This window comes from Streptomyces sp. NPDC087215 (assembly GCF_044744885.1).
In the GTDB taxonomy this organism is placed as follows: Bacteria; Actinomycetota; Actinomycetes; order Streptomycetales; family Streptomycetaceae; genus Streptomyces.
The window spans coordinates 141,204-165,713 of record NZ_JBIUZD010000006.1; the positions used below are offsets into that span (position 1 = coordinate 141,204).

At 73.6% G+C, this 24,510-nt stretch carries 20 protein-coding genes; 9 read left to right on the forward strand and 11 right to left on the reverse strand.

What is annotated here, in order from left to right; all coding sequences use genetic code 11:
* Positions 1 to 106 precede the first annotated feature (106 nt).
* On the reverse strand, positions 107 to 910 hold the full coding sequence (locus ACIO92_RS18175; protein WP_402282105.1) for a DUF4253 domain-containing protein: 804 nt from the start codon (positions 908 to 910) through the stop codon (positions 107 to 109).
* Positions 911 to 1,597: 687 nt separating this feature from the next.
* Here ACIO92_RS18175 and ACIO92_RS18180 point away from each other — a divergent pair.
* Positions 1,598 to 2,920, forward strand: coding sequence for a glycoside hydrolase family 18 protein (locus tag ACIO92_RS18180; protein WP_366441782.1), 1,323 nt, complete (start codon positions 1,598 to 1,600; stop codon positions 2,918 to 2,920).
* A gap of 438 nt (positions 2,921 to 3,358) precedes the next feature.
* Here ACIO92_RS18180 and ACIO92_RS18185 read toward each other — a convergent pair whose 3' ends face one another.
* The 7 genes from ACIO92_RS18185 to ACIO92_RS18215 form a co-directional block, all read right to left on the reverse strand.
* Positions 3,359 to 4,492 carry an FAD-dependent monooxygenase gene (locus ACIO92_RS18185; protein ID WP_401237214.1) on the reverse strand — a complete coding sequence of 378 codons (1,134 nt, stop codon included), beginning with the start codon at positions 4,490 to 4,492 and terminating at the stop codon, positions 3,359 to 3,361.
* Between the two features lie 94 nt (positions 4,493 to 4,586).
* Entirely contained in the window at positions 4,587 to 5,153 is a 567-nt protein-coding gene (locus ACIO92_RS18190) for an ATP/GTP-binding protein (RefSeq protein ID WP_366441784.1), read from the reverse strand.
* 5 nt (positions 5,154 to 5,158) lie between these two features.
* The gene (locus ACIO92_RS18195; RefSeq protein WP_401237213.1) at positions 5,159 to 5,566 is read right to left on the reverse strand and encodes a DUF742 domain-containing protein; all 408 of its coding nucleotides are present in this window, start codon (positions 5,564 to 5,566) and stop codon (positions 5,159 to 5,161) included.
* Complete coding sequence (locus ACIO92_RS18200; RefSeq protein WP_351784973.1) at positions 5,563 to 6,000, reverse strand: roadblock/LC7 domain-containing protein; 438 nt, start codon at positions 5,998 to 6,000, stop codon at positions 5,563 to 5,565. The genes ACIO92_RS18195 and ACIO92_RS18200 overlap by 4 nt, the downstream gene beginning before the upstream one ends.
* Positions 5,997 to 8,819: a nitrate- and nitrite sensing domain-containing protein gene (locus ACIO92_RS18205; protein WP_402282101.1), complete on the reverse strand. Its 2,823-nt coding sequence runs from the start codon at positions 8,817 to 8,819 to the stop codon at positions 5,997 to 5,999. The genes ACIO92_RS18200 and ACIO92_RS18205 overlap by 4 nt, the downstream gene beginning before the upstream one ends.
* Before the next feature lie 549 nt (positions 8,820 to 9,368).
* Positions 9,369 to 10,541, reverse strand: coding sequence for an alpha-hydroxy-acid oxidizing protein (locus ACIO92_RS18210; RefSeq protein ID WP_366441786.1), 1,173 nt, complete (start codon positions 10,539 to 10,541; stop codon positions 9,369 to 9,371).
* A 120-nt stretch (positions 10,542 to 10,661) separates the two neighbouring features.
* Positions 10,662 to 11,789, reverse strand: coding sequence for a hypothetical protein (locus ACIO92_RS18215; protein WP_401237211.1), 1,128 nt, complete (start codon positions 11,787 to 11,789; stop codon positions 10,662 to 10,664).
* Between the two features lie 414 nt (positions 11,790 to 12,203).
* Here ACIO92_RS18215 and ACIO92_RS18220 point away from each other — a divergent pair, with 414 nt between their 5' ends.
* The gene (locus tag ACIO92_RS18220; protein WP_401237210.1) at positions 12,204 to 12,686 is read left to right on the forward strand and encodes a DedA family protein; all 483 of its coding nucleotides are present in this window, start codon (positions 12,204 to 12,206) and stop codon (positions 12,684 to 12,686) included.
* A 320-nt stretch (positions 12,687 to 13,006) separates the two neighbouring features.
* Positions 13,007 to 13,684 carry a 2-phosphosulfolactate phosphatase gene (locus tag ACIO92_RS18225; RefSeq protein WP_366441789.1) on the forward strand — a complete coding sequence of 226 codons (678 nt, stop codon included), beginning with the start codon at positions 13,007 to 13,009 and terminating at the stop codon, positions 13,682 to 13,684.
* A gap of 248 nt (positions 13,685 to 13,932) precedes the next feature.
* Here ACIO92_RS18225 and ACIO92_RS18230 read toward each other — a convergent pair whose 3' ends face one another.
* Complete coding sequence (locus tag ACIO92_RS18230) at positions 13,933 to 14,586, reverse strand: TetR/AcrR family transcriptional regulator (RefSeq protein WP_402282098.1); 654 nt, start codon at positions 14,584 to 14,586, stop codon at positions 13,933 to 13,935.
* Positions 14,587 to 14,681: 95 nt separating this feature from the next.
* Here ACIO92_RS18230 and ACIO92_RS18235 point away from each other — a divergent pair, with 95 nt between their 5' ends.
* The 5 genes from ACIO92_RS18235 to ACIO92_RS18255 all read left to right on the forward strand — a co-directional run bounded on the left by ACIO92_RS18235 (position 14,682) and on the right by ACIO92_RS18255 (position 21,364).
* A complete protein-coding gene (locus tag ACIO92_RS18235) occupies positions 14,682 to 16,118 on the forward strand; it encodes an amidase (protein ID WP_366441791.1) in 1,437 nt (478 codons plus the stop codon).
* Between the two features lie 724 nt (positions 16,119 to 16,842).
* Positions 16,843 to 17,847 carry a D-alanyl-D-alanine carboxypeptidase family protein gene (locus ACIO92_RS18240; RefSeq protein ID WP_402057347.1) on the forward strand — a complete coding sequence of 335 codons (1,005 nt, stop codon included), beginning with the start codon at positions 16,843 to 16,845 and terminating at the stop codon, positions 17,845 to 17,847.
* Between the two features lie 383 nt (positions 17,848 to 18,230).
* Positions 18,231 to 19,130 (forward strand): endonuclease/exonuclease/phosphatase family protein, encoded by a 900-nt coding sequence (locus tag ACIO92_RS18245; protein WP_366441894.1) that lies wholly within the window; start codon positions 18,231 to 18,233, stop codon positions 19,128 to 19,130.
* Positions 19,131 to 19,245: 115 nt separating this feature from the next.
* Positions 19,246 to 19,983: a two-component system response regulator CseB gene (gene cseB / locus ACIO92_RS18250; protein ID WP_366441793.1), complete on the forward strand. Its 738-nt coding sequence runs from the start codon at positions 19,246 to 19,248 to the stop codon at positions 19,981 to 19,983.
* Position 19,984: 1 nt separating this feature from the next.
* Positions 19,985 to 21,364: an ATP-binding protein gene (locus ACIO92_RS18255; RefSeq protein WP_402282094.1), complete on the forward strand. Its 1,380-nt coding sequence runs from the start codon at positions 19,985 to 19,987 to the stop codon at positions 21,362 to 21,364.
* Positions 21,365 to 21,424: 60 nt separating this feature from the next.
* Here the strand turns inward: ACIO92_RS18255 and ACIO92_RS18260 are convergent, their stop codons facing one another.
* Both ACIO92_RS18260 and ACIO92_RS18265 read right to left on the reverse strand, forming a co-directional pair.
* Positions 21,425 to 22,249 (reverse strand): tyrosinase family protein, encoded by an 825-nt coding sequence (locus ACIO92_RS18260; RefSeq protein WP_402282092.1) that lies wholly within the window; start codon positions 22,247 to 22,249, stop codon positions 21,425 to 21,427.
* A gap of 17 nt (positions 22,250 to 22,266) precedes the next feature.
* A complete protein-coding gene (locus ACIO92_RS18265; RefSeq protein ID WP_366441796.1) occupies positions 22,267 to 22,674 on the reverse strand; it encodes a tyrosinase cofactor in 408 nt (135 codons plus the stop codon).
* A 567-nt stretch (positions 22,675 to 23,241) separates the two neighbouring features.
* On the opposite strand from ACIO92_RS18265, the gene mgt reads away from it, so the two are divergent.
* Positions 23,242 to 24,438 (forward strand): macrolide-inactivating glycosyltransferase, encoded by a 1,197-nt coding sequence (mgt, locus tag ACIO92_RS18270; protein WP_402282090.1) that lies wholly within the window; start codon positions 23,242 to 23,244, stop codon positions 24,436 to 24,438.
* Positions 24,439 to 24,510: the final 72 nt, after the last annotated feature.

Here is a 24,510-nt window from a genome sequence, read left to right on the forward strand (position 1 = left end):
GTCCCGCCGACCGGACGGCGGGACCGTCCACCGTGCGGGACGACACGGCCGGGCGCCCCGGCGCGGCCCGCCGCCCCTCCTCCCCGGCCTCCCCGCCGGTGTCCCCTCAGTCCCACCAGAACTGCCAGGTGTAGGCGTCGACGAGCCGTTCGGCGTAGGACGCCAGGGTGTGGGGGCGGGCGCCCTGCCAGATGTTGTCCGGGCAGAACGCGAAGTGCTCGGCGGCGACGAGGAGGGCGTCCTCCGGCCGTTCCGGGGGTGTGGCGACGCTCAGGTGGAGGGTGTCGAGCCCGAGGGCGACGACGCGGGCCCCGAAGCGCTGTTCCCAGGTGCGCAGGACGGCGGAGAACTTCGCGGTGTCGTTGTCCTGGTTGACGGGCCCTTCCCATCCCGCGACGGTGAGCGCGTCCGCGCCGCACTCCGCGGGGACGAGGCCGAGCCGGACGTGGGGCCGCAGGGAGGCGAAGAACTCCGCGTACTCGGCGGCCTCCTTGTCGGGATCGGGTCCCGCCGGGCGGGCGGGGGCGAGGCCCGGCCATCGCTGCCCGAAGGGGGCGGTGACGGCCGCCCGCCCACCGGGCGGAAGCGGGTCGTCGTCCTCGTCCGCATGGGTGTGCTCGCGCCACCACCCCGCGAGGAGCGCGGCCGGGTCGTGCTCACCGGGCGAGGTCATGCGTCCGGGGGACAGCTCGCCCGAGGCCCAGGGCCGGAACTCGCCGTCGCCGGGGTCCCCGGAGTCGAGCAGGAGCGGCCACAGCCCGGTGCGGGCGTGCTCCGCCCGTGTCCGGGCCCACAGCCCCGGGGATGCGGGACCGTCACTCAGCCAGAGGGCGGGGCCGTCCGGCCCGGCGGGGACGATCCGGCCGGGCGGCCGCGGTGCGTCGAGGAGCGCGTCGAGTTCTGAGATCACGCACGGATGCTAGGCCCGAGGTCCGACACCGGGTCCCGAGCCCGTGGGGAGCGGACGGACCGCGTCCACCGCGCTCTCCCCCGGCCCGCCGGGGACGGCACGGGCCGGGCGGGCAACTCGGGGAAACGGGAACGTCACCGGGCCGAGCGCCGGACCTGCCCGCGCTCGGCATCGCCATCACCGCCGTCCGGACGCGTCCGGCTCGGGTCCGGGGCACGGCTGCGGCTGCGGCTGCGGCTGCGGCTGCGGCTGCGGCTGCGGCTGCGGCTGCGGCTGCGGCTGCGGAGGGTCATCGGGAAGCCTTTCTGGCTTCGTGGAGGGCCTTGTGGGGTCTTGTACGAGTCGGGCGCGTCTGCGGGCTTCCCACCCCCGACGCTCCGGACCGCCCCCGGGCCTCCCCGGACCGGTCGGACCCGGCCCGTCGGCCGGGAACATCACGCCCCCACGGGCCCGGCCATACGCCGCAGTCCCGCATCGGCACCCCCGATGAAGCGGGCCGCTACCGCGACGGCGGCGTCCTGGAGGACGTGCTGCGCGTGTCGGGTCGACCGACGATCCGGCAACTCCCAATCAAGTCAGGCAACTTCATGCGGCCTGCCCCCCCTTGTGCGGGTCCCCGCGGATGCACTAGATCTCTTCTCACGATTGGTACAGACCATCCGACCCCACTCAGACAAGGCCACCCGCATGTTCAGACGTACCTCCACGCTCCTTGCCACGGCTCTGCTCGCCTCCCTGGTCGCGGCCCCCGCCACCGCACAGGCCGATGACGACGGCAGTCGTCGGCTGACCGGTCAGCGGGTCGCCTACTTCACCCAGTGGAGCGTCTACAGCGGCTTCTCGGCGAAGAAGGTCCAGGACTCGGGCCAGGCCGCCAAGCTCACCGTGCTCAACTACGCCTTCGGCAACATCTCCCCCGAGGGCACCTGCTTCGAGGCCAACCAGGCCGGCCAGGGCGACGCCTGGGCCGACTACCAGCGCCCGGTCGGCGCCGCCGACTCGGTCGACGGCGTGGCCGACACCTGGGACCAGCCGCTGAAGGGCAGCTTCAATCAGCTGCGCAAGCTGAAGGCGAAGAACCCGCAGCTCAAGACGGTCATCTCGATCGGCGGCTGGTCCTGGTCCAAGTACTTCTCGGACGTCGCCGCCACCGACGAGGCCCGCAAGAAGTTCGTCTCCTCCTGCATCGACCTCTACATCAAGGGCAACCTGCCGCAACTGGGCTCCCTGGAGGGCGGTCCGGGCACCGGTGCGGGCGTCTTCGACGGCATCGACCTCGACTGGGAGCACCCGGGCGGCGGCGGTTTGCCGGACAACGCGGTGCGCCCCGAGGACGGCCGCAACTACACCCTGCTGATGGCGGAGTTCCGGCGCCAGCTGGACGCGCTGAGCGGCAAGAAGCGCGGCCAGCGCTACCTGCTGACCGCCGCGGTCGCCGCCAACACCACCATCGTGGACCGGCTGGAGCTGCCGAAGATCGCCCGGCACGTCGACTTCCTCAACCTGATGGCGTACGACCTGCACGGCGCCTGGGAGCCGCAGGGGCCGACCAACCACCAGGCCAACCTCTACACGGACAAGGCCGACCCGTCCGGCGTCAACAACGGCTACAGCGCCGACCGGATCGTCCGGCACTACCTGGACCGCGGCCTGCCGGCCCACAAGGCGGTGCTCGGCGTGCCGTCCTGGGGCTACGGCTGGACGGGCGTCCCCGCGGGACCCGAGAACGGCCTCTACCAGCCCGCCACGGGCATGTCGCCCCGCGGCAGCCAGTTGCCCTACAAGGCGATCAAGGACCTGCCCGGAACCGTCCACAACGACTTCCGGCACGGCGGCAGCTGGAAGTACGACGGCACCGAGTTCTGGACCTTCGACACCCCCGAGGTGGCCGCCCAGAAGGCCCGCTACACGCGCCGCAACGGTCTCGGCGGTGTCATGGTCTGGTCGCTGGACGGGGACGACGCGCAGGGCTCGCTGATCGCCGCACTGGACCGCGGCCTGCGACGCTGACCTGGGGTGACGGCCGGGGACAACGGGCGGCGGCAGGCGGCGGCGCTCAGGGGAACTCAGGCGGAACTCAGGTGGAGCCCGGTGGTGAACCCGCCGCGCGAACGGCCCAGGCCCTCCCCTCCACCCCCACCAGGCGGGCGGGCGACGAGGCTCCGCCCCGCCGTTTCGCCCCGGTGTTCCAGCGCTTGGGCCCCCTCTGAGCCGGGTGCCGGAGGCGGACCGGCGCGGGCGCCAGCCGCGTGCCGATGAGCCGGGACGACGGTGGAACCGACCGGGATGTCCCCGGTCGGTCTCCCCAGCGACGTCAGCGGCGGCCTGGGCCTGCCGGAGCAGCGTTCCCGCTCCGCGTCAGTCGGATCACCCCGCCCCGCGTCCCCGCCGAATGCCCGCACCGACGACCCGGGCACAGACAGTCGAGTGATCGCCCGGATCAGGTCCCTAGCAGGGCTTCGCGAGGACGTGGGCGGCGCCCGGGATGCCGATCTCCAGGAGGGCGTCCTCCTCCGGGGTGGTCGGCGCGCCCATCTCCTGCTTGAGGATCGCGCGGGACATGGCCTGCACCCACATCGCGCGGGGGCGGCGGCGGGCCTCCCAGGCTTCCAGGGCGGCGGGCACGGAGTCCGCGGCGTCCAGGGACTCGGCGAGGACGAGGGCGTCCTCGACGGCCATGGCCGCGCCCTGCGCGAGGTGCGGGGTGGAGGCGTGGGCGGCGTCGCCCGCGAGGACCACCCGGCCCACGTGCCAGGGCTCCTCGACCGTCACCTGGGAGATGCGGGAGTAGACGACGGCCGACGGGTCGGTGACGGCGGCGAGCGCCTCCGCGACGGGACCGGAGAACATGGGCAGACGGGCGGCCAGTTGCTCGTGGGCCCGCTCCGGGTCCGGGCGGAAGCCGGGCTCCTCGGCGAACACCGCGCCGAGGTACATGAGTTCGTCGGTGATCGGGGTGAGGAGGGCCTTGGCCTCCTGCCCGGCGGTGGCCATCACGACGCCCCGGACGTCGGGCTGCCGGGGCACGGTGACCCGCCAGTTGGCGAAGCCGGTGTACTCGGGGGCGTACCGGTCGCCGTACAGGCGGGTGCGGAGCGGCGAGCCGATGCCGTCGAAGCCGACGACGAGGTCCCAGCGGCCGGTGGACCCGTCGGAGAGGGTCACGGTGACGCCGGTGCCGTCGTCGTCGAGCGCGCTGATCGTGGTGGCGAACCTGATCCTGGCCCCGGCGGTGACGGCGGCGTCGCCGAGCACCGCGGCGAGGGCGGGCCGGGGGATGCCGTTGCTCGCGGGGACGTCGCCCGCGCGCGGCTGCGGGATGCGGGCGAGGGCCTTGCCCGTGGGGTCCGCGATCGTCAGGACCTCCCACTCGAACCCGGCGTCCAGGCAGGCGTCGAGGACGCCGATCTCCCGCATGACGTGGAGGGCGTTCGACGGCTGGATGATGCCGACGCCGAGCGCGTCGAGCGCGTCGCGGAGTTCGGCGACCTCGACGGTGTGGCCGCGCCGGGCGAGGGCGGTGGCGAGTGCGAGGCCGCCGATGCCGCCGCCGTGGATCAGGACGCGCAGGGGTGATGCCATCTCGGGTGTCTCCAGGAACGTGACGGGGTGGGGCGGGACGCGGCGGCCCGGGAGCGCCGGACCGTGGGCCGGTCCGGTGCTCCCGGAAGGGGGCTCAGGCCGGGGCCGGGAGCCGCATCAGGTGGTCGACCAGGGCCAGCAGGACGTCCTTGTCGAAGCCGCGCTGCCGGACGTCGCCGATGAGGAGCGGGACGTGCGGGTCGAGGTCGAGCGCGGCCCTGATCTCCTCCGCCGTACGGGAGTTGTGGCCGTCGAAGCAGTTGATGGCGACCACGAAGGGGATCTCGCGGCTCTCGAAGAAGTCGATGGACGCGAAGCTGGTCTCCAGGCGTCGGGTGTCGGCGATGACGACTCCGCCGAGGGCGCCGTTGACCAGGTCGTTCCACATGAACCAGAAACGTTCCTGGCCGGGCGTGCCGAAGAGGTACACGACGAGTTCGTCGCTGACCGTGATGCGGCCGAAGTCCAGGGCGACGGTGGTCGTCTCCTTGGCTCCGATGCCGGCCAGGTCGTCCACGCCGATGCTGGCGCGCGTGAGGTACTCCTCGGTGCGCAGCGGCGCGACCTCGCTGACCGCGCCGACCAGGGTCGTCTTGCCGACGCCGAATCCACCGGCGACGAGGATCTTGACGGCGGCAGGGGCCGCCTGGGTGCTGATCATGTGGTTCAGAGTCTCCGGAGTCCGTCACGGACGGCGGCCAGCAGGCCGCCGTCGGCGCCCCCCGCCGCCCGCGCCACGAGGAGTGGCGCCCGAGCGGTCAGCAGGCCCTGGCCGACGAGGTCGGCCAGCAGGATCTTGGTCACCGACACGGGCAGGCCGAGACCGGCCGCGACCTCGGCGACCGCGGCGGGTCGGCGGCAGAGTTCGAGGATCAGCCGGTGTTCCGGCTGGAGGCGTCCCGGACGCGACGGCCGGCCGCGCTCGTCGAGGGGGTGCTCCACCGCCGTGAGGACCGTGATGAGCGTGAGGTCGTCGCGGTCGGGGGCGGTGCGGCCCCGGGTGATGGTGTACGGGCGCACCATCGTGTCCGCGCTGTCCTCTTCGGGGTCCTCGTGGTCCCAGCCGGTGTTCACGCGCCCTGCCCGGCCCCGGTGCCGAAGGCGTCGAACTCGGAGCGCACGGGGGTGCCGAGCTTCTGGCCGACCTGCTGGACCAGGTTGTGCATGGCGAGGGACATGACCTCGGCGTCGACCTCCTGGGAGGCGACGACGGCCAGGTGGGTGCCCTGGCCCGCCGAGATGATGAAGAGCCAGAGGTCGGCGAGTTCCACGATCACCTGGTGGACCACGCCGCCGTCGAAGAGCTGGCCGACACCGCGGGCGAGGCTCTGCTGGCCGGTGCAGATCGCGGCGAGGCGTTCGGCGTCGGCGCGGGCGACGGTCCGCGAGTGGCTGACGACCAGGCCGTCGTCGGAGAGGAGGACGGCGTTGCGGGTCTCGGCCACGGAGTCCACCAGGCCGTCGAGCAGCCAGTCCAGGTCCTGGTGGGTTGCGGTTGTGCGTGTCATGACCGTTCTTCTCTCGTGGGGTGGGTGGGTGCGGCGGGTTCGGGCCCGGTGCCGGGCACCGGGTGCTGTCCGGTGTCCTGGTCCGCCTGGGTACGGATGGCCCGTGACCGGCGCTGGAAGGCGCCGATGGTCGCACTGGCGCGGCGCGGGACGGGCCGGAGCAGCGGGTCGTGCTGCCAGTTCAGCGGTGCGGCCGGGGCGGGTGCGGCGGGGGCCGGGGTGACGCGGAGTTCGTCGACCAGGCTGGCCTGGCGCACCCGGCGGGGCAGCGGCGGGTCGGTGACCGGGCCGGTCGGCGGGACCGGCGGCGGCTGCTCGGCCCAGGCGGGTCCGGGCTGCCCGTAGGGGTGGTTCCCGGGGGTGGCGGGGTACGCGGGAGGTGTGGGGGCCGGGTACGCGGGCCGTACGGCGTGCCCGGGGTGCTCCGCGTACGCGGGCGGCACGGGCGGCCGCGTCTGGTCCGGGGCCGCGTGGCGGGGCCGGTGCGGACTGTTCAGCGCCGTCACGTCGGCGAGCGCCCGCCCCTGGACGCGGGTGGGCAGGGCGCCGTCCGGTCCGGGCTCGGTCCGTCCGGCGTCCTGCCGCGCGGGCAGCAGGGGGGTGATGACGGGGGCGGGGGCGTGCTCGGGCGTCTCCGGGAAGCCGTGCCCGGCCGCGTCGGACGTCCCGGGCGGGAACGTGAACCCCGACGGGGCGGGCGCGTGTCCGGGGACCGGGTCCTGGCCGTGTCCGGGTACGGACTCGGGGCCGTATCCGGAGAGCAGGTCCAGATCGGGGCCGTGTCCGGGTACGGCGTCCGGGACGGGCACGGGACGGGGGCCGGATTCGGGCCCGGTCGGCTCGGTCTCGGACGAGGGCGAGGGCGAGGGCGAGGGGACCGCCACGGGTCCGGAGCCGGGTCCCGGCACGGGGCCGGTGACGACGTGCTCCTGGGGGACGAGCACGACCGCCCGGGTGCCGCCGTAGGCCGAGGTCCGGAACTCGACGCGCAGCCCGTACTGGTTGGCGAGGCGGGAGATGACGTGCAGTCCGAGGCGGATGTCGTCGCTGTGGGCGAGCAGGTCCATCCGGGGCGGTCGGAGCATCAGCTCGTTGGCCTCGGCCAGCTGCTCGGGTTCCATGCCCAGGCCCCGGTCCTCGACCTCGATGGCGAGGCCGTGGCTGACCTGCGCGACCCGGATCTCGACGGGGCTCGGGGGGCGGGAGAAGGCGAGGGCGTTCTCGGTGAGTTCGGCGAGGATGTGGGTGACGGGGCCGATCACTCGGGCGGCGAGCCAGGGGCTGCCGTCGAGGTCGAGCACGACGCGCCGGTAGTCCTGCACCTCGCCCTGGGCGGAGCGCAGTACGTCGAGCACCGGGACGGGCTTGCGCCAGCGGCGGTGCGGGGAGCCGCCCGCGAGGACGACGAGGTTCTCCTCGTAACGGCGCAGGCGTGCGGTCAGGTGGTCGAGGTCGAAGAGGCCGTCGAGGATCTCGGGGTCCTCGTGGCGGCGTTCCAGTTCGTCGAGCTTCTTCAGCTGCTGGCCGATGAGCTGCTGGGTGCGGCGCGCGATGCGCTGGAGGAGGCGTTCGAAGCCCCGGTGCTGGTCGGCCTGGCGGACGGCGGCCTGGATGGCGCTGGCGCGGGCGAGGTTGATGGCCTCGGCGAGGCGGGTCAGCTCGTCGGAGGCGCGGTCGCCGGTGTCCTGCGCGAGGGCGCGCGCCTCGGCCTCGGCGTCGATGCGTTCGCCCTGGCCGAGCCGCTCGACGACGTCCGGGAGGGCCTTCTCCAGGGCCTCGGCCTGCTCCTGGAGCCTGCCGATGCGCAGGCGCAGGGTGCGGGTGAGGCGCCAGGTGGTCCAGATCACGACGACGACGGCGAGCAGGCCGACGAGCGTGGTGAGGGCCATGTGGGTGAGCAGTGAGATGACGCTGCTCTTGCCCTCCTCGACGACGTAGGCGGTGCGGTGCTGGAGGAGCTTCTGGACCTCGGGGCTGAGGGCGTCCATGGCGTCGCGCCAGCGCTTCTCCCCGTCGGGGAGGGCGACCGAGCCGTCGGCGGTCGGCGCGGCGGGGCGCAGGACCGTGTTCTCCAGCTCGGTCTTGGTCTTCCAGGCGGGACTGCCGACGATCGCCCGCCACATGTCCTTCTCGGCGGCGGGCAGGACCGGCAGGACATGGCTGTCGGACAGGAAGGTCTGCCCGGCCACGGCCTGGCGGAACTCCTTCAGTTCCTCGGGGTTCAGCTTCCGGTCGGGCCAGCCCCGGGTGAGGAGGGCGTCGGACCGGGACACCATCTCCTTGACCCAGAAGAGGTCCACGAGGGGCTGGGAGAGGGCGGTGATGTGACCGTTGTCGACGCGGCTGAGGGCGGAGAAGAGTTCGAGGTCGACGGCGATCAGGTCGGTGTAGTAGTCGTACACGGCCTTCTGCTGGTCGGCGTCGCCGCCGTCCACGAGGGACCGTTGCACGGGGAGTTGGCCGATGGCCGCGCGCGCGGCGGCGACGGCGTCCCTGACCTCGGTGGGGGCGTCACTGTCGGCGGCGACGTCGGAGAGTTCCCGGAAGCGTTCGACGGCCTCGTCGGTCCGTACCCGCTGGGTGGTCAGGGCCTCGGCGGCCCCGGGGGTACGGGCGAGGGTCTCGGCGCTGAGCCGCCGCTCCTCCTGGAGGTTGAAGTACACGACGTTGGACGGCTGACCGGCCTTCTCGGCCAACAGCCCCTGACCCGCCTGCCGTTGGAAGTCGAGGAAGGTCTGGCCGCTGGTGACGCCCCACAGGACGATCAGAGCGATGCCAGGGACGAAGGCGAGGATGAGCAGGGCGGTTCTCAACGACATGGACGATGTCGTACGGGTCCGCCGAGACGCGCGCGTGCGCAGGGCATACTCCTTGAGGTGGAGCAGTCTGACGACTGCTCGGGTGCTCTGATGCTGCGGAGTGCGGCCCATGCCCGTCATCTGACATGTACCGATCTCCAACGCGTGCATATTAGTCACGTCCTGGCCACATGTGATCCTCGGGTCCATCACAATTGATCACAAGCCGGGCCATGTCGACAGGGGTTCGTGCGGCGGACCCGTACGGACGCCCCGGCTCCGGCGGACAGACCGACAGGGGGAGCCGCCCTTCACGCGCGGGGAGGGCGGCTCCCGGGGCGGGCGCCGCTCCCGGAGGGCGCCGCTGGAGGACCCGCCTCGGGGACCGCCTGCATGACCCGTCTCCCTCCGTGCGCGCCCTCGCCGCCGGGCGGGGCCCGGTGGCCGCCGCGCGGGTCCCGTGCCCCCTCCGCGAGCGCTCGCCCGGCCGCGAGCACCGGGGGCCGCGCCCGGGACCCCGGTCGTGCGGTCCGTCCGGGCGCGGCCCCGTATCCGTACGCAGGGTGCCGTCTACACCCGGACGGCCCGCAGGGCTCCCTCGGCGCGGAGCGAGGCGAGGGTGGGGTAGCCGTCCACCGCCATGATCAGGTCCGCCTCGGCCAGGAGCGAACGCAGGACGTGGACGATGCCGTCCGTACCGCCCAGGGCGAGCCCGTAGGCGTACGGACGGCCCACGCCGACCGCCGTGGCCCCCAGCGCGAGGGCCTTCACGACGTCCGCGCCCGTACGCACCCCGGAGTCGAAGAGCACGGGGAGCCCCTCGGCCGCGGCGACCACCTCCGGCAGGGCGTCCAGGGCGGGCAGCCCGCCGTCGGCCTGGCGCCCGCCGTGGTTGGAGCAGTACACGCCGTCCACCCCGCCGTCCCTGGCGCGCCGGACGTCCTCCGGGTGGCAGATCCCCTTGAGGAGGATCGGCAGGTCGGTGAGCCCACGGAGCCACGCCAGGTCCTCCCAGACCAGGGGCTTGCCGAAGACGCCCACCCATTCCAGGACGGCGGCGCGCGGATCCTCCTCGGGGGGCTTGGCGAGCCTGGCCCGGAACACGGGGTCGGAGAAGTAGTTGGCCAGCGCGTGGCCGCGCAGCTGCGGAAAGTTGGAGGTGGCCAGGTCACGTGGCCGCCACCCCGTGATCCAGGTGTCGAGGGTGACGACGATCCCCCGGAATCCGGCCGCTTCGGCGCGGCGCACCAGGCTCTCCGCGAGGGCCCGGTCGGTGGGCGTGTAGAGCTGGAAGAAGCCGGGGGTGCCACCGGATCCGGCCGCCACCGCCTCCAGCGGATCGACGCTGAGCGTGGAGGCGACCATCGGGACGCCGGTACGGGCCGCGGCACGGGCGGTGGCCAGATCACCGTGCCCGTCCTGGGCGCACAGCCCGATCACCCCGACCGGTGCCATGAACAGCGGCGACGGGAGGGTGAGTCCGAAGAGGTCCACCGACAGGTCGCGCTCGGCGGCGCCGACCATCATGCGCGGGACGAGCCCCCACTGACGGAAGGCCCGGACGTTGGCCTCCTGGGTGGACTCGGCGCCCGCGCCCCCGGCCACGTACGACCACAGCGACGGCGGGAGCGCCGCCTCCGCCCGCTCCTCCAGTCCGGCGAACGTCATCGGCAGTTCGGGCAGGACGCCGAAGAGCCCGTCGAAATAGATCTCGTGCTGGTAGTCGCCGTACTTCTGGGCCATGGGGAGGCTCGTCCTTCCGGTTCGCTCGGCACCCGCCCGGTCACCCCGGCGGAGGTGGCCCCCATCGTGCCCGCCCCGCCCGCTCCTGACCACGGCCCGGCGGGACCTTCCGGGACCGGTTCAGGAACGCGTCGCCGTCCCGCAGCCGCGGTCCCCGGCGCCGGTCGTCTCCGCCAGCGAGCCGCTGCGGTCGTACGGGTCGACGGTGACACCGTTCGCCGGTCCGGTGGTGGGCCGGTCGGACGCGAACACCGGGACGAAGTAGCCCGTGTGCCGGTCGCAGGCGGTGTTCGTCATGTCCGTCAGATACGAGACGAGACTCAAGGTCCCCGGCTCGGTGACGACCTTCGCCGGGTCGTCCCAGCTCAGGACGGTCTCACGGCGCACGATGATCCGTACGACCTCGTCGTCGGCGCCGCTCCCCCGGGCGACCGGATAGACATAGGTGACATCGGCGGCGACCCGGAGGGCGCCCCGCTCCCCCTCCTCGTACGTGATGCGGCCCCGGGTCCTGACCACGTCACCGACCAGCTGGGCGGAGGCCGGATCGAGGCGGCTGAAGAGACGCAGGGGGTCCTTCTCCTTGCCTGGCGTCCGGAGCGAGGTCGCCAGGAACTCCTGGACGTCCCGCTGGTGCGGGTTGACCAGGGCGATCGCCTTCGCGGGGTGCCCGCCGCGCAGCACGCCCGGGTCCAGGTTCGACGCGGCGAGGAAGTCCAGGGAGCGCCGCAGGGCCTTCTCGACCTGTGCCTCGTCCATCCAGCCGGTGGCGCGGGCGGCGGGGACCGTGATCCCGGCGGTGCCGTCCGCCCAGCGCTCGGCGGGTGAGCCCCTGAACGGTTCGGCGCGCGTGGGCCGCCCGTCCGGCCCGGCGGGCGGAGCCCCGGTCGGGCGCTCCGACTCCTGGGCGAGCGGCCGTTCCGCCCGCCCGCCGTCACCGGACGGCCGGACGAACCCCCAGGGGTCGAACGCCACCACCATGAGGGCCAGGGCCGCGGCGAGCCCCACCGCGTACCGGCCCTTGCCCCGTCGTCGCGGCGGCGGGGTGGGGGTCCGGCCGCCCGTGTCCCCGGGCCGGTCGCGGAGCCGTCCCGCCGCCTCCCTCGCCCGCGCCGACGGTTCCTCGGGCGCGCCCCGCACACCGGCGACGGACTCCTTCAGGAACCGGTCCCATTCGTCGTCCGGCACGGACGAACCGTCCGTCCCCCCGCCCACTCGCACCCCGAACCTCCCCTGCCGAACAGTCATTCGCCCTCGCGGGCGTCAGCATGATCGCACGGCGTACGGCACACGCGGACCGGCGTTCCCGGCCGGTCCGGACGGACACGCCCGGGAGGGGAGTCGCCGGAGCGAGACCTCCGCCACACCGCCGGGGCCTACGCTGTCGACGAGCCGCCGCAGCACGCCCGCCACCCTCCGGCAGCCCGGTGCCCCGCATCGGCCGTATGCGCGTTCGGTTAGGCTGGCCTTGCCTGGCATACGGGCGGGCAGGTTCGGGTCCCGGCGTCGTGCGCGGGCACCCGGAGGACGGCAACGAGACAGAGGCGGGCGCAGGTGAGAGACGGTGACCGGGACCGTGCGTGTCGTACGCCCGCCGGAGCGGACCGCCCATGCGGGTGACGGGATGCGCGGGTTCCGGTACGGCGCCCGGGACGAGGCGCCGTGGATAAGATCGCGCTCACCGCGGGAACCCTGTACGTCATCGTCCTGCTCCGCGCCGGAGGGACGTTCGCCCTCGGGTGGCTCACCGGTGCCGGTGCCCGGCGCAGCAGGTTCGCCGGACGGATCTCCTCGGCGAAGTTCCTGCGCGCCGAGCGGGCGATCCAGCGCTGGGGCGCGCCGGTGGTGGCCGTCTCCTTCCTCACCTTCGGTTTCCAGACCGTCGCCAACTTCCTCGCGGGCAGCATGAGGATGCCGCTGCCGCGCTACCTCCCCGCCCTGTTCCTGGGCGGAGCCGCCTGGGCGCTGATCTACGCGACCGTCGGCCTCGGTCTGTTCGAAGTGCTGGGAAGGCTCTTCGCCGAGCGGACGGCCCTCGGGGTGTCCGCCGTGGCCGTCCTCCTCCTCGCGGTGTGCGGGGTGGTCGTGTACCGCAGGAGGAGGGCGGCGCCGCCCTCCGGCGGCACCGTTCCCGAGGAGTCGTGAGCCCGTCCCGCGAGAGCGGGCGGGACGCACGGCCCTCCTCCGGAGGATGACGGTCCCGGCCGCACCGGCCCGCCGGTCGGGGCACACGCGCTCCCGCCGCCGACCCCCGCCCTGCCCGCCCGTGCGCCTCAGCCGGTCCGCTCCGGACCGGCTGCTCCGGACCGGACCGGCGCGGCGACCGGGCACGTGAAACCCGCTCTCCGGGCGGTGCGCGTTTCGGCGCCCGTTCCGGCGGAGTCCGGCCCGCACCGGGACCGTTTCGCCGGACGCAGTCGGAAAATCGTTCCTCTCGGGGTGTCCGGGGGCATCAGAATGGCGCGATGGATCATCGCTTCGCAGGCATCCCCGAGTTGACCGGCGTTCCCCGTGTCGCGGTCGTCATCGATGTCATGCGCGCCTTCACCGTGGCCGCCTGGGCCTTCTCCCGTGGCGCGGAGAGGATCGTCCTGGCCTCGACGGAGAGCGAGGCGCTCGCCCTGAAGGACAGCAATCCGGGGTGGCTTGCCCTGAAGGACGGGGCTCCGGCGGCGGGCTTCGACGCGGTGAACTCACCCGGCCTGCTCAGGTCACGCGATCTCACCGGTCGCACACTGGTGCAGAAGACGACGGCGGGCACCGTGGGCGCGCTGGCCGTCGCGGACGCGCCGCTGGTCCTGTGCGCGAGTTTCGTGGTGGCCGGGCCGACCGCGCGGTTCCTGCGCGCCCGGGACTCCGGTCCGGTCACGTTCGTCGTCACCGGCGAGGAAGGGCGGGCCGACGAGGACCTGGCCTGCGCCGAGTACATCGGCCGGAGGGTGGACGGGGGCGATGTCGAGGCGGCCCCCTACCTGCATCGCGCGAGGACGTCCGGTGCGGCGGCGGATCTCGCGGCCGGGCTGCGGAGCGGATGCCACCCGGACGATGTCGACCTCTGCCTGGAGATCGACAGGTTCCCCTTCGCGATGCCGGCCCGCCGAGAGGACTCCCTGACGGTGCTCCGTCCCGTCACGGTGCTCTGACGATCCGTCCGTACCGTCACGATGGCTCGACATCCCGTGCCGTCACGGTGGTTCGACGTGACATCCGGGCCGCCAGGGCTCGGGGTGCCCTCCCCCGGCTCCGGCGGCTCCCCCGGCTCCGGCGGCCTTCACGGACTCGACACGGACGACCGGCTCGACCAGGCTCCCCTGGCCGTTTCCCCCGGGAGGCCGCCGCGGCCGACGCGGCACGGGCCGCGCGATCGGCGTCATGAGCGCCGGACGGCCCGTCAAGGACGGGCGAGGCGTTCCCAGAGGCCGACCAGATGTGCGTGCAGGACGTCCTCCGCCTCCTCCGTGGTCAGGTGGCCGATGAGCACATGGCTGGTGAGGCCGTCCGTGAGCGCGAGCAGGGTGCGGGCCTCACACCCCGGGTCGGGCGGCGCGGCACCTTCCTCGGCCGGGGCGCCTTCCTCGGCCGGGGCGCCTTCCTCGGCCGGGGCGCTGTCGGCGGCCTCCGTGATGAGCCGGGCGAGGAGGTCATGGAGGGCCGCGTAACTGGTTCTCAGCGGTCCGGCGAGCGTCTCGCTGACGGCCGCCTTGGCGACGAACGCGAGCCAGACCCGCGCTTCGGCGCGGTGTTCCTCGCGGAGCAGGGCGATCTCGGTGGCCACGTGCCCCAGGCTGGTGCCCGCCGACTGGGCCGGACTCCGGGCCAGTCGGGCCCGCGCGCGTTCGGTGACGCGCTCGCCGACATGGTCGACGGCGAACAGGAGCATCTCCTCCTTGTTGCGGAAGCAGCGCTGAACGGCGCCCACGGAGACCTGCGCACGGGCGGCGACGTCCCGCATGGTCACCCCTTCCGGCCCGTGCTCGTCGGCGAGGAGACAGACGGCCTCGGCGATCTGGCGGCGTCGGCCCTCGTAGTTCACCTGCTTGGGCATGATCGGCCCCTCTCCTTATTCCGATACGATCGTATCGCTTCCGGGGTATGGTCCCCGCACCAGCACATCGACATGTGGACGGGAGCACAAGGATCATGCGAAACGCTCTGTGGGAGTTGTCGGCCACCGCCCAGGCGGCGGCGGTCCGAGGGGGAGAGGTATCGGCTGCCGAACTGGTCGACAGCCACCTCGAACGCATCGCCGAGGTCAACCCCCGGGTCAACGCGGTCACCCAGCTGTTGGCCGAGCGCGCCCGTGAGGCCGCCGCGCGGACGGACCGGCGGCGGGCCTCGGGCGAAGAGCTCGGACCTCTGGCCGGAGTGCCGTTCACGGTGAAGGAGTCCACCCCCGTCGAAGGCGTGCCGACCACGTTCGGGGCGGCGCGCTTCCGTGATCTGGTGGCACCGGCCGACGCCCCGCCGGTGGCCCGGCTCCGCGCGGCCGGAGCCATACCCGTCGGGCACAGCAACATGCCCACCCTGATCCTGGCGGGGATGCACACCCGCAGCGAACTGTTCGGCGACACCGTCAACCCCTGGGACCCGAGCCGGACTCCCGGGGGCACCAGCGGCGGCGACGGGGTGGCCGTGGCCACCGGCATGGCCGCGCTCGGGCTCGGCAACGACTCCGGTGGCTCCGTACGGATACCGGCCTCGTTCTGTGGCGTGGCGGGGCTGAAGCCGACCGCCGGACGCTTCCCCGCCGACCATCGCGTCTTCGGTCCGGACGACCCAGGACCGGCCTCGCAGATACTGGTCACCGACGGGCCCCTGGCCCGCCGGGTCGCCGACCTGCGGCTGGCGTACGAGGCACTGGCCGGGACCGACCCCCGGGACCCGCGGGCCGTACCGGTGCCCGTCGACGGCGAACCGCTGCCGGGGCGGATGAAGGTCGCGGTCGTCACCGACCCCGGCGGCCACGGAGTCCACCCCACCGTCCGCGCGGCCGTCACGCGCGCGGCCGACGCGCTGCGCGACGCCGGGTACGACGTACGGGAGGTGGCGGACGTGCCTCGGCTGGACGAGGCGCTCGACGCGTACGGCAGGATCACCGCGACCGAGTTCGCCCCGGCCTGGCCGGTGGTGCGGACACTGCTCGGCGAGGGCGGGGACCGCTACATCCAGATGGCGATGGAGAGGACTCCGCCCGCGACCGCCGCGGAGTTCATGAAGCTGATGGGAACCTGGCTGGGCATCCGCCGTTCCTGGGCGGAGTTCCTCGACGAGTACCCGCTGCTGCTCGGGCCGGTGTTCACCGAGCCGCCCGTCGAGCCGGGGCTGGAGTCACGCGACAGGGCGGGACACGAACGGGTCGGCACCGCCATGCGCCTGTGTACGGTGACCAGCTTCGTGGGCGTGCCCGGGGTCGCCGTGCCGACCGGGGTGAGCGACGGGCTGCCGTCGGGCGTGCAGATCATCGGGCGCGCGTTCCGGGAGGACCTGTGCCTGGCCGCCGCCCAGGAGGTCGAGGACCGCCTCGGCGTGCTCACACCGATCGACCCGCGCTCCGGAACCACGGCAGCCGCGCGGTAGGCGGCGCCACCGCACCGGGCGGGAGGCGGTGCGCGAGGTGTCTCGGTCCGCGACCGAGGCGATCCTCCGTACGGTGCGGGCGCCTCGTGGGTCGGCCGGCCCGGTGCGGCCGGAGACCGTCCGACGGCTCGCCGCGGACCGGCGCGGCGAACCGCGCGGCCGTGGGCGGCGGTCCGGACCTCCACCGCAGGAGACCGGCACGGACCCGTCGGCGGCGGTCTGGAAGTCCGCCGGACGACGGTCTCCCGCCGCCACCGGGTGCGCCGCGAGGCGGGCGTCACCCGGACCCCGTCGAGGGCCGGACCCGGCTCGGTGCGGCTGGCGCGGCCGCGCCGCGACGACACGCACACGCACACGCGACACCCCGGCCCGCTCGGCTCCGTACCGAACCCGCCACCCGCGCACAGCCACCGGAGGCCGTGCGCGGGTGGCGGCGAGGTGTGCCCGCGCGGTGACCACCGTGGGACGAGCAACGGCACGGGCCGGTGGGCGAGCCCTGACGTCCCCCGCCGCGCGACCGGGGCCTCCCTCCCGAGGGAAGACCTGGAACCGGGGAGATCCGGTCGCCCCGGTGAGCGCGGCTCCGCCACCGGCCCCGATACGTGACCGACACAATTTCGCGCGCCCGTGGACGTACGGCCCTGATCCCGTGGACGTGGTCGCCTTCCAGGCTTCGGGGTGTGCGCGGAACCCCGCGTACGCACCGAGGACGAGGGGAACGCCGATGGACGCCGGTCGGAAGCACTGGGGCGCAGCGGGCGGCGGGCGGAGGCTGGTGTGCGGGGCCGCCGCCGCGCTCCTCCTGATCGGCACGGGCGGCTGGGTGGCCTGCGCCCCCGGGCCGGGCGGGGCGCCGGCCGCGCCCCTCGCGCCCGGCGCCCCCGGCCCGGCCGTCGCTGCCCGGCTCGACCTGCCGTGGCCCGAGGAGGGCCAGGCGAGCGTCATGGTCGAGGGTGTCGGCAGTCTCGGCAGCAGGGGCGGACGGGAGCCCCTGCCGATCGCGAGCGTCACCAAGGTGATGACGGCGTACGTGATCCTCCGCGAGCACCCGCTGAAGCCCGGAGAGGACGGGCCCGTGATCGAGGTCGACGAGACCGCCGCCCAGGAGTCGTTCACCCTGAGCGAGTCCACCGTCCCCGTCCGCACCGGCCAGCGGCTCTCCCAGCGCAAGCTGCTCGAACTGCTGCTCCTGCCCTCCGGGAACAACATCGCCCGGCTCCTGGCCCGCTGGGACTCCGGCAGCCAGGAGGCCTTCGTCGTGAAGATGAACCGGGAGGCGGCGGCGCTCGGCATGGACCGGACCCGGTACACGGGCGCCAGCGGCCTTGAGGCCACCACCCGCAGCACCGCCGAGGACCAGCTCAAGCTGGCCCGCCGGGCCATGCGGGACCCCGTCCTCCGGGAGGTGGTCGCCCTGCGCCGCACCACCGTCCCCGGGGTGCCCGGCACCGTCGCCAACACCAATCTGCTCCTGGAGAAGCCCGGGGTGATCGGTCTCAAGACCGGTTCGAGCACTCCGGCGGGCGGCAACCTCCTGTGGGCCGCCGAGGTCGGGTCGGGGGCGGCCCGGCACCTCGTCCTGGGCGTGGTGCTCGGGCAGCGCGCCCGCACCACCCCCGCCGAGGGCCTGCGGGCCGCGCTGGAGAGCAGCGGACGGCTCGTCGACGCCGTCCTCCGCGACCTCCCCCCGGCCCTCTCCGTCCTCGGCGACCGGCGGGCGGGGGCATGAGCGCCGCCGCCGACCCGGCCGCTGGACGGATCAGGGACATCACGGGTGGCACGGGCACCACGGATGTCACGGATCCCTCCGGCGCCACAGACATCAAGAGCATCTCGGACATCAAAGGCACCGCAGCTATCAAAAGCACCGCAGGCATCACGGACACCACAGCCGCCACAGATACCACAGGCATCACCGCCACTGCAGGCAGCACAGATATCTCAGACATCACCGACACCACCGATTCCAAGGACTCGGCCGGTACCGCGAGCCGGACGGGCCGACGCCCGGGAGGACGCGGCGGGGACGGCCGGACGGCCGCTCGCGCGGGGCGCGACGGTCCCGCCCCGCACGGGCCCTGGCGGCGCGGCCGGGTCGTCGCCGCCGGGGCGGTGCTCGTCGCGCTCTGCCTCGCCGGGCACTCCCTCGTGCCGAACGCCGGTCTCCGGCTCGGCAGTCTCCTGGAGACGTTCCTGCCCTGGCTGGGCGTGGCCGTACCGCTGCTCGCGGTCCTCGCCCTGATACGGCGCAGTGCCGTCGCCGGGATCGCCGTACTGCTCCCGGCCGTCGTGTGGTCCGCGCTGTTCGGCGGGACCCTGGGCGACAGAGCCGGGGCCCCGGGCGGCGGAGAGGCATCCGGCGGCGACCTCACGGTGGTGAGCCACAACGTCGGCGCCGCGAACACGGACCCGGCCGGAACCGCCCGCGCCCTGGCCGCCACCGGAGCACAGGTGGTGGCCCTGGAGGAGCTGTCCGCCGCCACGGCGCCGGGGTACGAGCGGGTGCTGGCCGCCTCGTACCCGTACCACTCCGTCCAGGGCACGGTCGGGCTGTGGAGCACGTACCCGCTGAGGGACGTCGAGGCGCTGCCGATCATGCCGTGGACCCGTGCGATGCGGGCGGTCGTCGAGACCCGCGAGGGACCCCTCGCCGTGTACGCCGTCCATCTCGCGTCCGTCCGCGTCCACCCGCTCGCCGGGTTCACAACGGACCGCCGGAACGAGGCCGCAGGGAACCTGGCCGCCGTCCTCCGGGCCGAGGCGCTCCCCCGCGTCGTCGTGGCCGGTGACCTCAACGGGACCACGGAGGACCGCGCCCTGCGGCCGGTGACGGCGGGGCTGCGTTCGGCGCACGAGGAGGCAGGTGACGGCTTCGGCTTCAGCTGGCCCGCCTCCTTCCCGGTCGCGCGGATCGACCAGATCCTCGTGAAGGGCGTCACCCCGGTCTCCGCGCGGACCCTGCCGCGCACCGGCAGCGACCATCTGCCGGTGGCCGCCGCCCTCCGGCTGTGAGGCGGGTGACCCCCGTGACCTGTGATCTCATGGTTGTCCCCCTCCCGCACGACCCGGCCCGATCCGGCCTTCGGACCGGCCCCCGCCCCACCCCGACCCGACCCCAGGTGACCCGATGCAGCAGCCCCACGACGCCACGAGCGGACAGGACGACGCCCCCGGCGAGGTGCGCGTGCTGCTCGTCGAGGACGACGAGACGATCCGCCGGTCCGTCGGCATGGCCCTGGAGCGCTACGGCTACCGGGTGTCGGCCGCGCCCGACGGGCTGACGGGTCTGGAGATGTTCCGGGACGGGACGCACGACCTGCTGCTCCTCGACGTGATGCTGCCGCACCTCGACGGCATCGGACTGTGCCGGAGGATCCGGGAGACGAGTCAGGCCCCCGTCCTGATGATGTCGGCCCGGGGCGACGCCCTCGACGTGGTGGCGGGTCTCGAAGCGGGCGCCGACGACTACGTCGTGAAGCCCGTGGACACCGCCGTCCTGGTCGCCCGTATCCGTACGCTGCTGCGCCGGGCCGCCTTCACCGCGCCCGGCACGGACCCCGGCGGGGACGACGTGGACGACGGGGTGCTGGTCTTCCGGGACCTCAGCGTCGACACCCGGGGGCTGGAGGTCCGGGTGGCCGGGCGGCCCCTGGCGCTCACCCCGACCGAGCTGCGGCTGCTCCTGGAGTTCGTGGCCGCCCCGGGCATCGCCATGGAACGCCAGACCCTGCTGCGGAACGTGTGGGACTACGGCTGGGACGGGGACATCCGGGTGGTCGACCTCGCGGTGCAGCGGCTGCGCAGGAAGATCGGCGCGGACCACGTCGAGACCGTGCGCGGTTTCGGCTACCGGTTCAGGCGCTGAGATGACGACGACTCCCGCGTCCTCCCGCACCAACCGCGGCCCGGCGTCCGGGGCGAGCGGTTCCGGCGCGCTGCTCCGCCTGGCCGACCCCCGGTCCCTGCGCTGGAAGATCTCCGCCGTGGTGGCCGCCGCCGCGTGCGCCATGGCGCTCGGCATCGGTGTCCTCGTCCACAAGGCCACCGAGGACCGGTCGATGCACGTCAGCAAGGGGTACGTCCTGCGGGAGCTGGAGATGGCCCTCGTGGCGACCGACCGGCGTCCCCAGCCACCGGCGGACCCGGACCCGGACCCGGCAGCGCTGCCCGGCTTCGACAGCGGCGAGAGCCTGCCCGAGGGGCTCCTGGAGCAGCTCGACGAGGTCCCCGAGGACACGCCCGTGACCTGGTACGAGACGGGGACGCGGCAGGGGCCCTGGATGTGGGCGGCGCAGCGGGTCGACGGGCAGGTGCTCTCGACCAACGTGCACATGGGCAGTCAGCTGCGGAGCATCGAGGCCCTCGACCGGCACGTGCGGTACGCGGCCTTCGCCACGCTCGCCGTGGTCGTGCCGCTGACGCTCCTCGCGGCCGAGCTGGTGCTGCGCAGGCTGCGGCGGGTGGCCGGGACGGCCCGCCGGATCAAGGGCGGTGACCTGGACGCCAGGACGTACGGCCGGGGCGGCGACGAGATCGCCGAGATCTCCTCGGCGGTGGACCTGATGGCCGACGCGCTGCGGGACCGGCTGCTCGGGGAGCAGCGGTTCACCGCCGACGTCGCCCATGAGCTGCGGACCCCGCTCGCCGGGCTGGTCGCGTCGGCGTCGCTGCTGCCGGAGTGCGAGGCGACCGGTCTGGTCCGGGACCGGGTGCACGTGCTGCAGGGCCTGGTCGACGACCTCCTGGAGATCTCCCGGCTCGACGCGGGCACCGAGGAGGCCGATCTGCGTCCGGTGCCGGTCGGGGAACTGGTGGCGGAGTCCGTGGAACGGGCCGGGCTCGACGCCCGGGTGACGGTGGCGGGCGACCCGATCGCGGTGACCGATCCCCGGCGCCTGGACCGGGTGGTGACGAACCTGCTGGTCAACGCCTCCCGGCACGGCACCGGCACGGTCGAGGTGACCGTCACGGCGACCGGCGGCGGAACGACGACACTGGTCGTACGGGACCACGGTCCCGGTTTCCCCGCCGATCTGCTCGCGCACGGCCCGCAGCGCTTCCGTACCGGAGCGGCCGAACGGGGACGCGGCCACGGCCTCGGCCTCACCATCGCGACGGGCCAGTCCGAGGTGATCGGAGCGCGCCTCACCCTCACGAACGCGACCGCCCCGGGCCCGGCCGGAACGGTCCGCGGGGCGGTCGCGACGCTGGTGCTTCCCCGGCGGACGACCCCCGTGCGGGACTGAACCTCCCCGGGCTTCCCTGGACGGCCACCGCCTCTGGCTGAGGCGGTGGCCCGGTGCTGGTCAGACGTAGATGTACCACTGGGTGTGGTACAGCACGCTCTGGGGGGAGGTGTCGGTCCAGGGCGGCATGGTCTCGTTCAGGTCGATCACATCGGGGGTGGCGGCGGCCGGGAGGTACTCGGCGCTGGTGGGGTGGAGGGCGTGCCAGTCCGCCCAGAGCTTGTCGACGAAGGCGTGATGGAGCCAGAACACGGGGTCGTTCGGGGAGACGCTGGTCTCCATCTGGCCCCAGATCCAGGTGTGCACCCGGTTGTGCATACTCATATAGCCGTCCGAGCCCTCCAGCCGGGAACGGAAGCCGGGTGAGCCGCTGCTGAAGGGGGCGGAGTCGTAGGTGGGGATGGCGAGGGCGGCGTCGACCTCGGAGCGGGGCGGCAGGTTGGGGACGCGGTAGCCGAGGTTACGGGCGAGGAAGGGGCGGCTGTCGACCTGGATGTTGATGTTCCAGTTGCCTGCGGAGTAGGCGAAGGGCCCGTCCATGACCTGGTCGTCCAGGGGGCGTCCGGTGCCCCCGAGGAAGTCCGGGGCCCAGAGGGAGGAGCCGACGGTGTTGTCGGCGGTCCAGTCCCAGTAGGGGATCGACACGTTCGGGTCGATCTTCTTGAGTTCCCGCTCGAATTCGATGAGGTACTTGCGGTGCCAGGGGAGGAACGACGGGCCGAAGTGGCCCACGTATATCCCGGTGTTCATGTCCAGCGCGAACCGGAGGCGGTGGGCGGCGACGAACTCGTCGTAGATGCCCCTGCGCTTGACCTCCAGTACGGCGTCGACGAACGCCTTCTTCTCCGCGGCGGTGAGATTCGCCTGGTTCTTCCGTACGGTCATGACTGACTGCTCCCGGCTCAGGCGGTGGGGGTGAAGGGGACGACGTGGGCGCCCTTGAGCGCGATGACCGCGGTGCGCGCGGCGTCGAGAGGGGTCTCGAACCTCTCGTAGTGGTTGATCGCGCTGCTCCAACCGGTCTTTCCGTGGTGCATGACATGAAGCTCGCGGCCGTCGATCAGGACGCGGTAGGTGGTCCCGTGCCCGGCGCGGGCATGGGCGTGGTGACCGCCTTCGACGGGCAGGCCCTGGATGCGGCGCCCCTTGTAGACCTCGTCGAAGGACGCGGGCCCTGCGGGCTCGGCTCCCTGCGCGCCGGCCCCGGGCCGTGCGTTGTCAGCGGTTGCGGTAGCGACACCGACGAGTGCGGTGCCCACGGCTACGCCGGTCACGGCTCCGATGGCCTGCCGACGGGTGAATCCGGACATGGCGAATGAACCCCCCTGAACATGACTGAGGCGGCCCCCCAGGCTGGTCAACGGGCCGCCGTGATCATCTAAACCCGGACGGGGGCCGCCACAGAAGCATCGTGCGTTCGGTTGGCTGTCATACGGACACGTTTACGCAGGCCACACCGGGCGCGCCCGACCCCGATCTCACTGCGCGTCAGGGTTCGCCGATCATGAACCGAAGATTCCATGGCACATGTGCCGCATTCGTGAAGATCTTTTCAGGGCGACGGGGAGAGCCGGGGCTCGGGGCCACGCATCGAACACGGCCGGAAACAAGGGCATCCGAAGGCGACCCCGGCCCCCGGTCGCGTTTGCGGGAGCGCATACGAGGGACCTCGACGCCCGGCCAGCGGTGCCGGAACGATTCCCGAGGGATTCCCCGCACGGTACCGACGGAGCGCCGCACACAGGGCCGCACCTCCGAGATCGACCCCGCGGGAGTCACTTCGGCCTCCATGACATCGCCCCCCTTGAGAGCGGACCGCCGGAAGCGCTCGACGGAATTGATTAGACGATACGTATCGTCTCGCTTAGGGTGTCGTCATGACCGCCACCCCGTCCCCCGCCCACATCGCCATGTTCTCCATCGCCGCCCACGGCCATGTGAACCCCAGCCTGGAGGTCGTCCGCGAGCTCGTCGCCCGGGGCCACCGCGTCAGCTACGCCGTTCCCGCCTCCTTCGCCGCGAAGGTCGCGGAGACCGGCGCCACCCCCGTCGTCTACCGCTCCACCCTCCCGACCGACGAGGACCCCGACGCCTGGGGAACGGAACTCATCGACCACGTCGAGCCGTTCCTCGCCGACGCGATCCAGGCACTGCCGCAGCTCGCCGAGGCCTTCGAGGGCGACCGGCCCGACCTCGTCCTCCACGACATCACCTCCTACCCCGCCCCCGTCCTCGCCCGCCTCTGGGGCGTCCCCGCGGTCTCCCTCTGGCCCAACCTCGTGCCGTGGGAGGGGTACGAGGAGGAGGTCGCCGCCCCGATGTACGCCGGGCTGAAGGCCTCGCCGCGCGGCCGGGCCTACTACGAGCGCTTCGGGAACTGGCTCGCGGGGCACGGCGTCGAGACCGACCCTGACCGGTTCGTCGCCCGCCCCCGCCGGGCCCTCGTCCTGATCCCCCGGGCGCTCCAGCCGCACGCCGACCGGGTCGACGAGTCCGTCTACACCTTCGTCGGCGCCTGCCAGGGCGACCGCGCCGAGCAGGGCGACTGGCAGCGGCCCGAGGGGGCGGGGAAGGTCGTCCTCGTCTCGCTGGGCTCCGCCTTCACCAAGATGCCCGGCTTCTACCGGGACTGCGTCGCGGCGTTCGCGGAACTGCCCGACTGGCACGTCGTCCTCCAGATCGGGAAGCACGTCGAACCGGCCGAGCTGGGCCCGCTGCCCTCCAACGTCGAAGTGCACTCCTGGGTGCCGCAGTTGGCAGTCCTCCGGAAGGCCGACGCCTTCATCACCCACGCGGGCGCGGGCGGCAGCCAGGAGGGCCTGGCGACGGCCACGCCCATGGTCGCCGTCCCGCTGGCCACCGACCAGTTCGGCAACGCCGACATGCTGCGGTCCCTCGGCGTGGCCCGCCGTCTGCCGCTGGAGGAGGTCACCCCGGAGCGGCTGCGCGAGGCGGTGCTCGGCCTCGTCGCCGACCCCGGGGTGGCGCGCCGCGCGCGGGAGGTCCAGGAGTCGATGCGCCGCGAGGGCGGGACGCTCCGCGCGGCCGACCTGATCGAGGCGGAACTGAGCTGATCCGCCCCCGTGTTCGCCCACGCCCCCGGGCTCGGGCGGCGGGACCGGCCCGGGGAACCCTGCCCGAGGGAC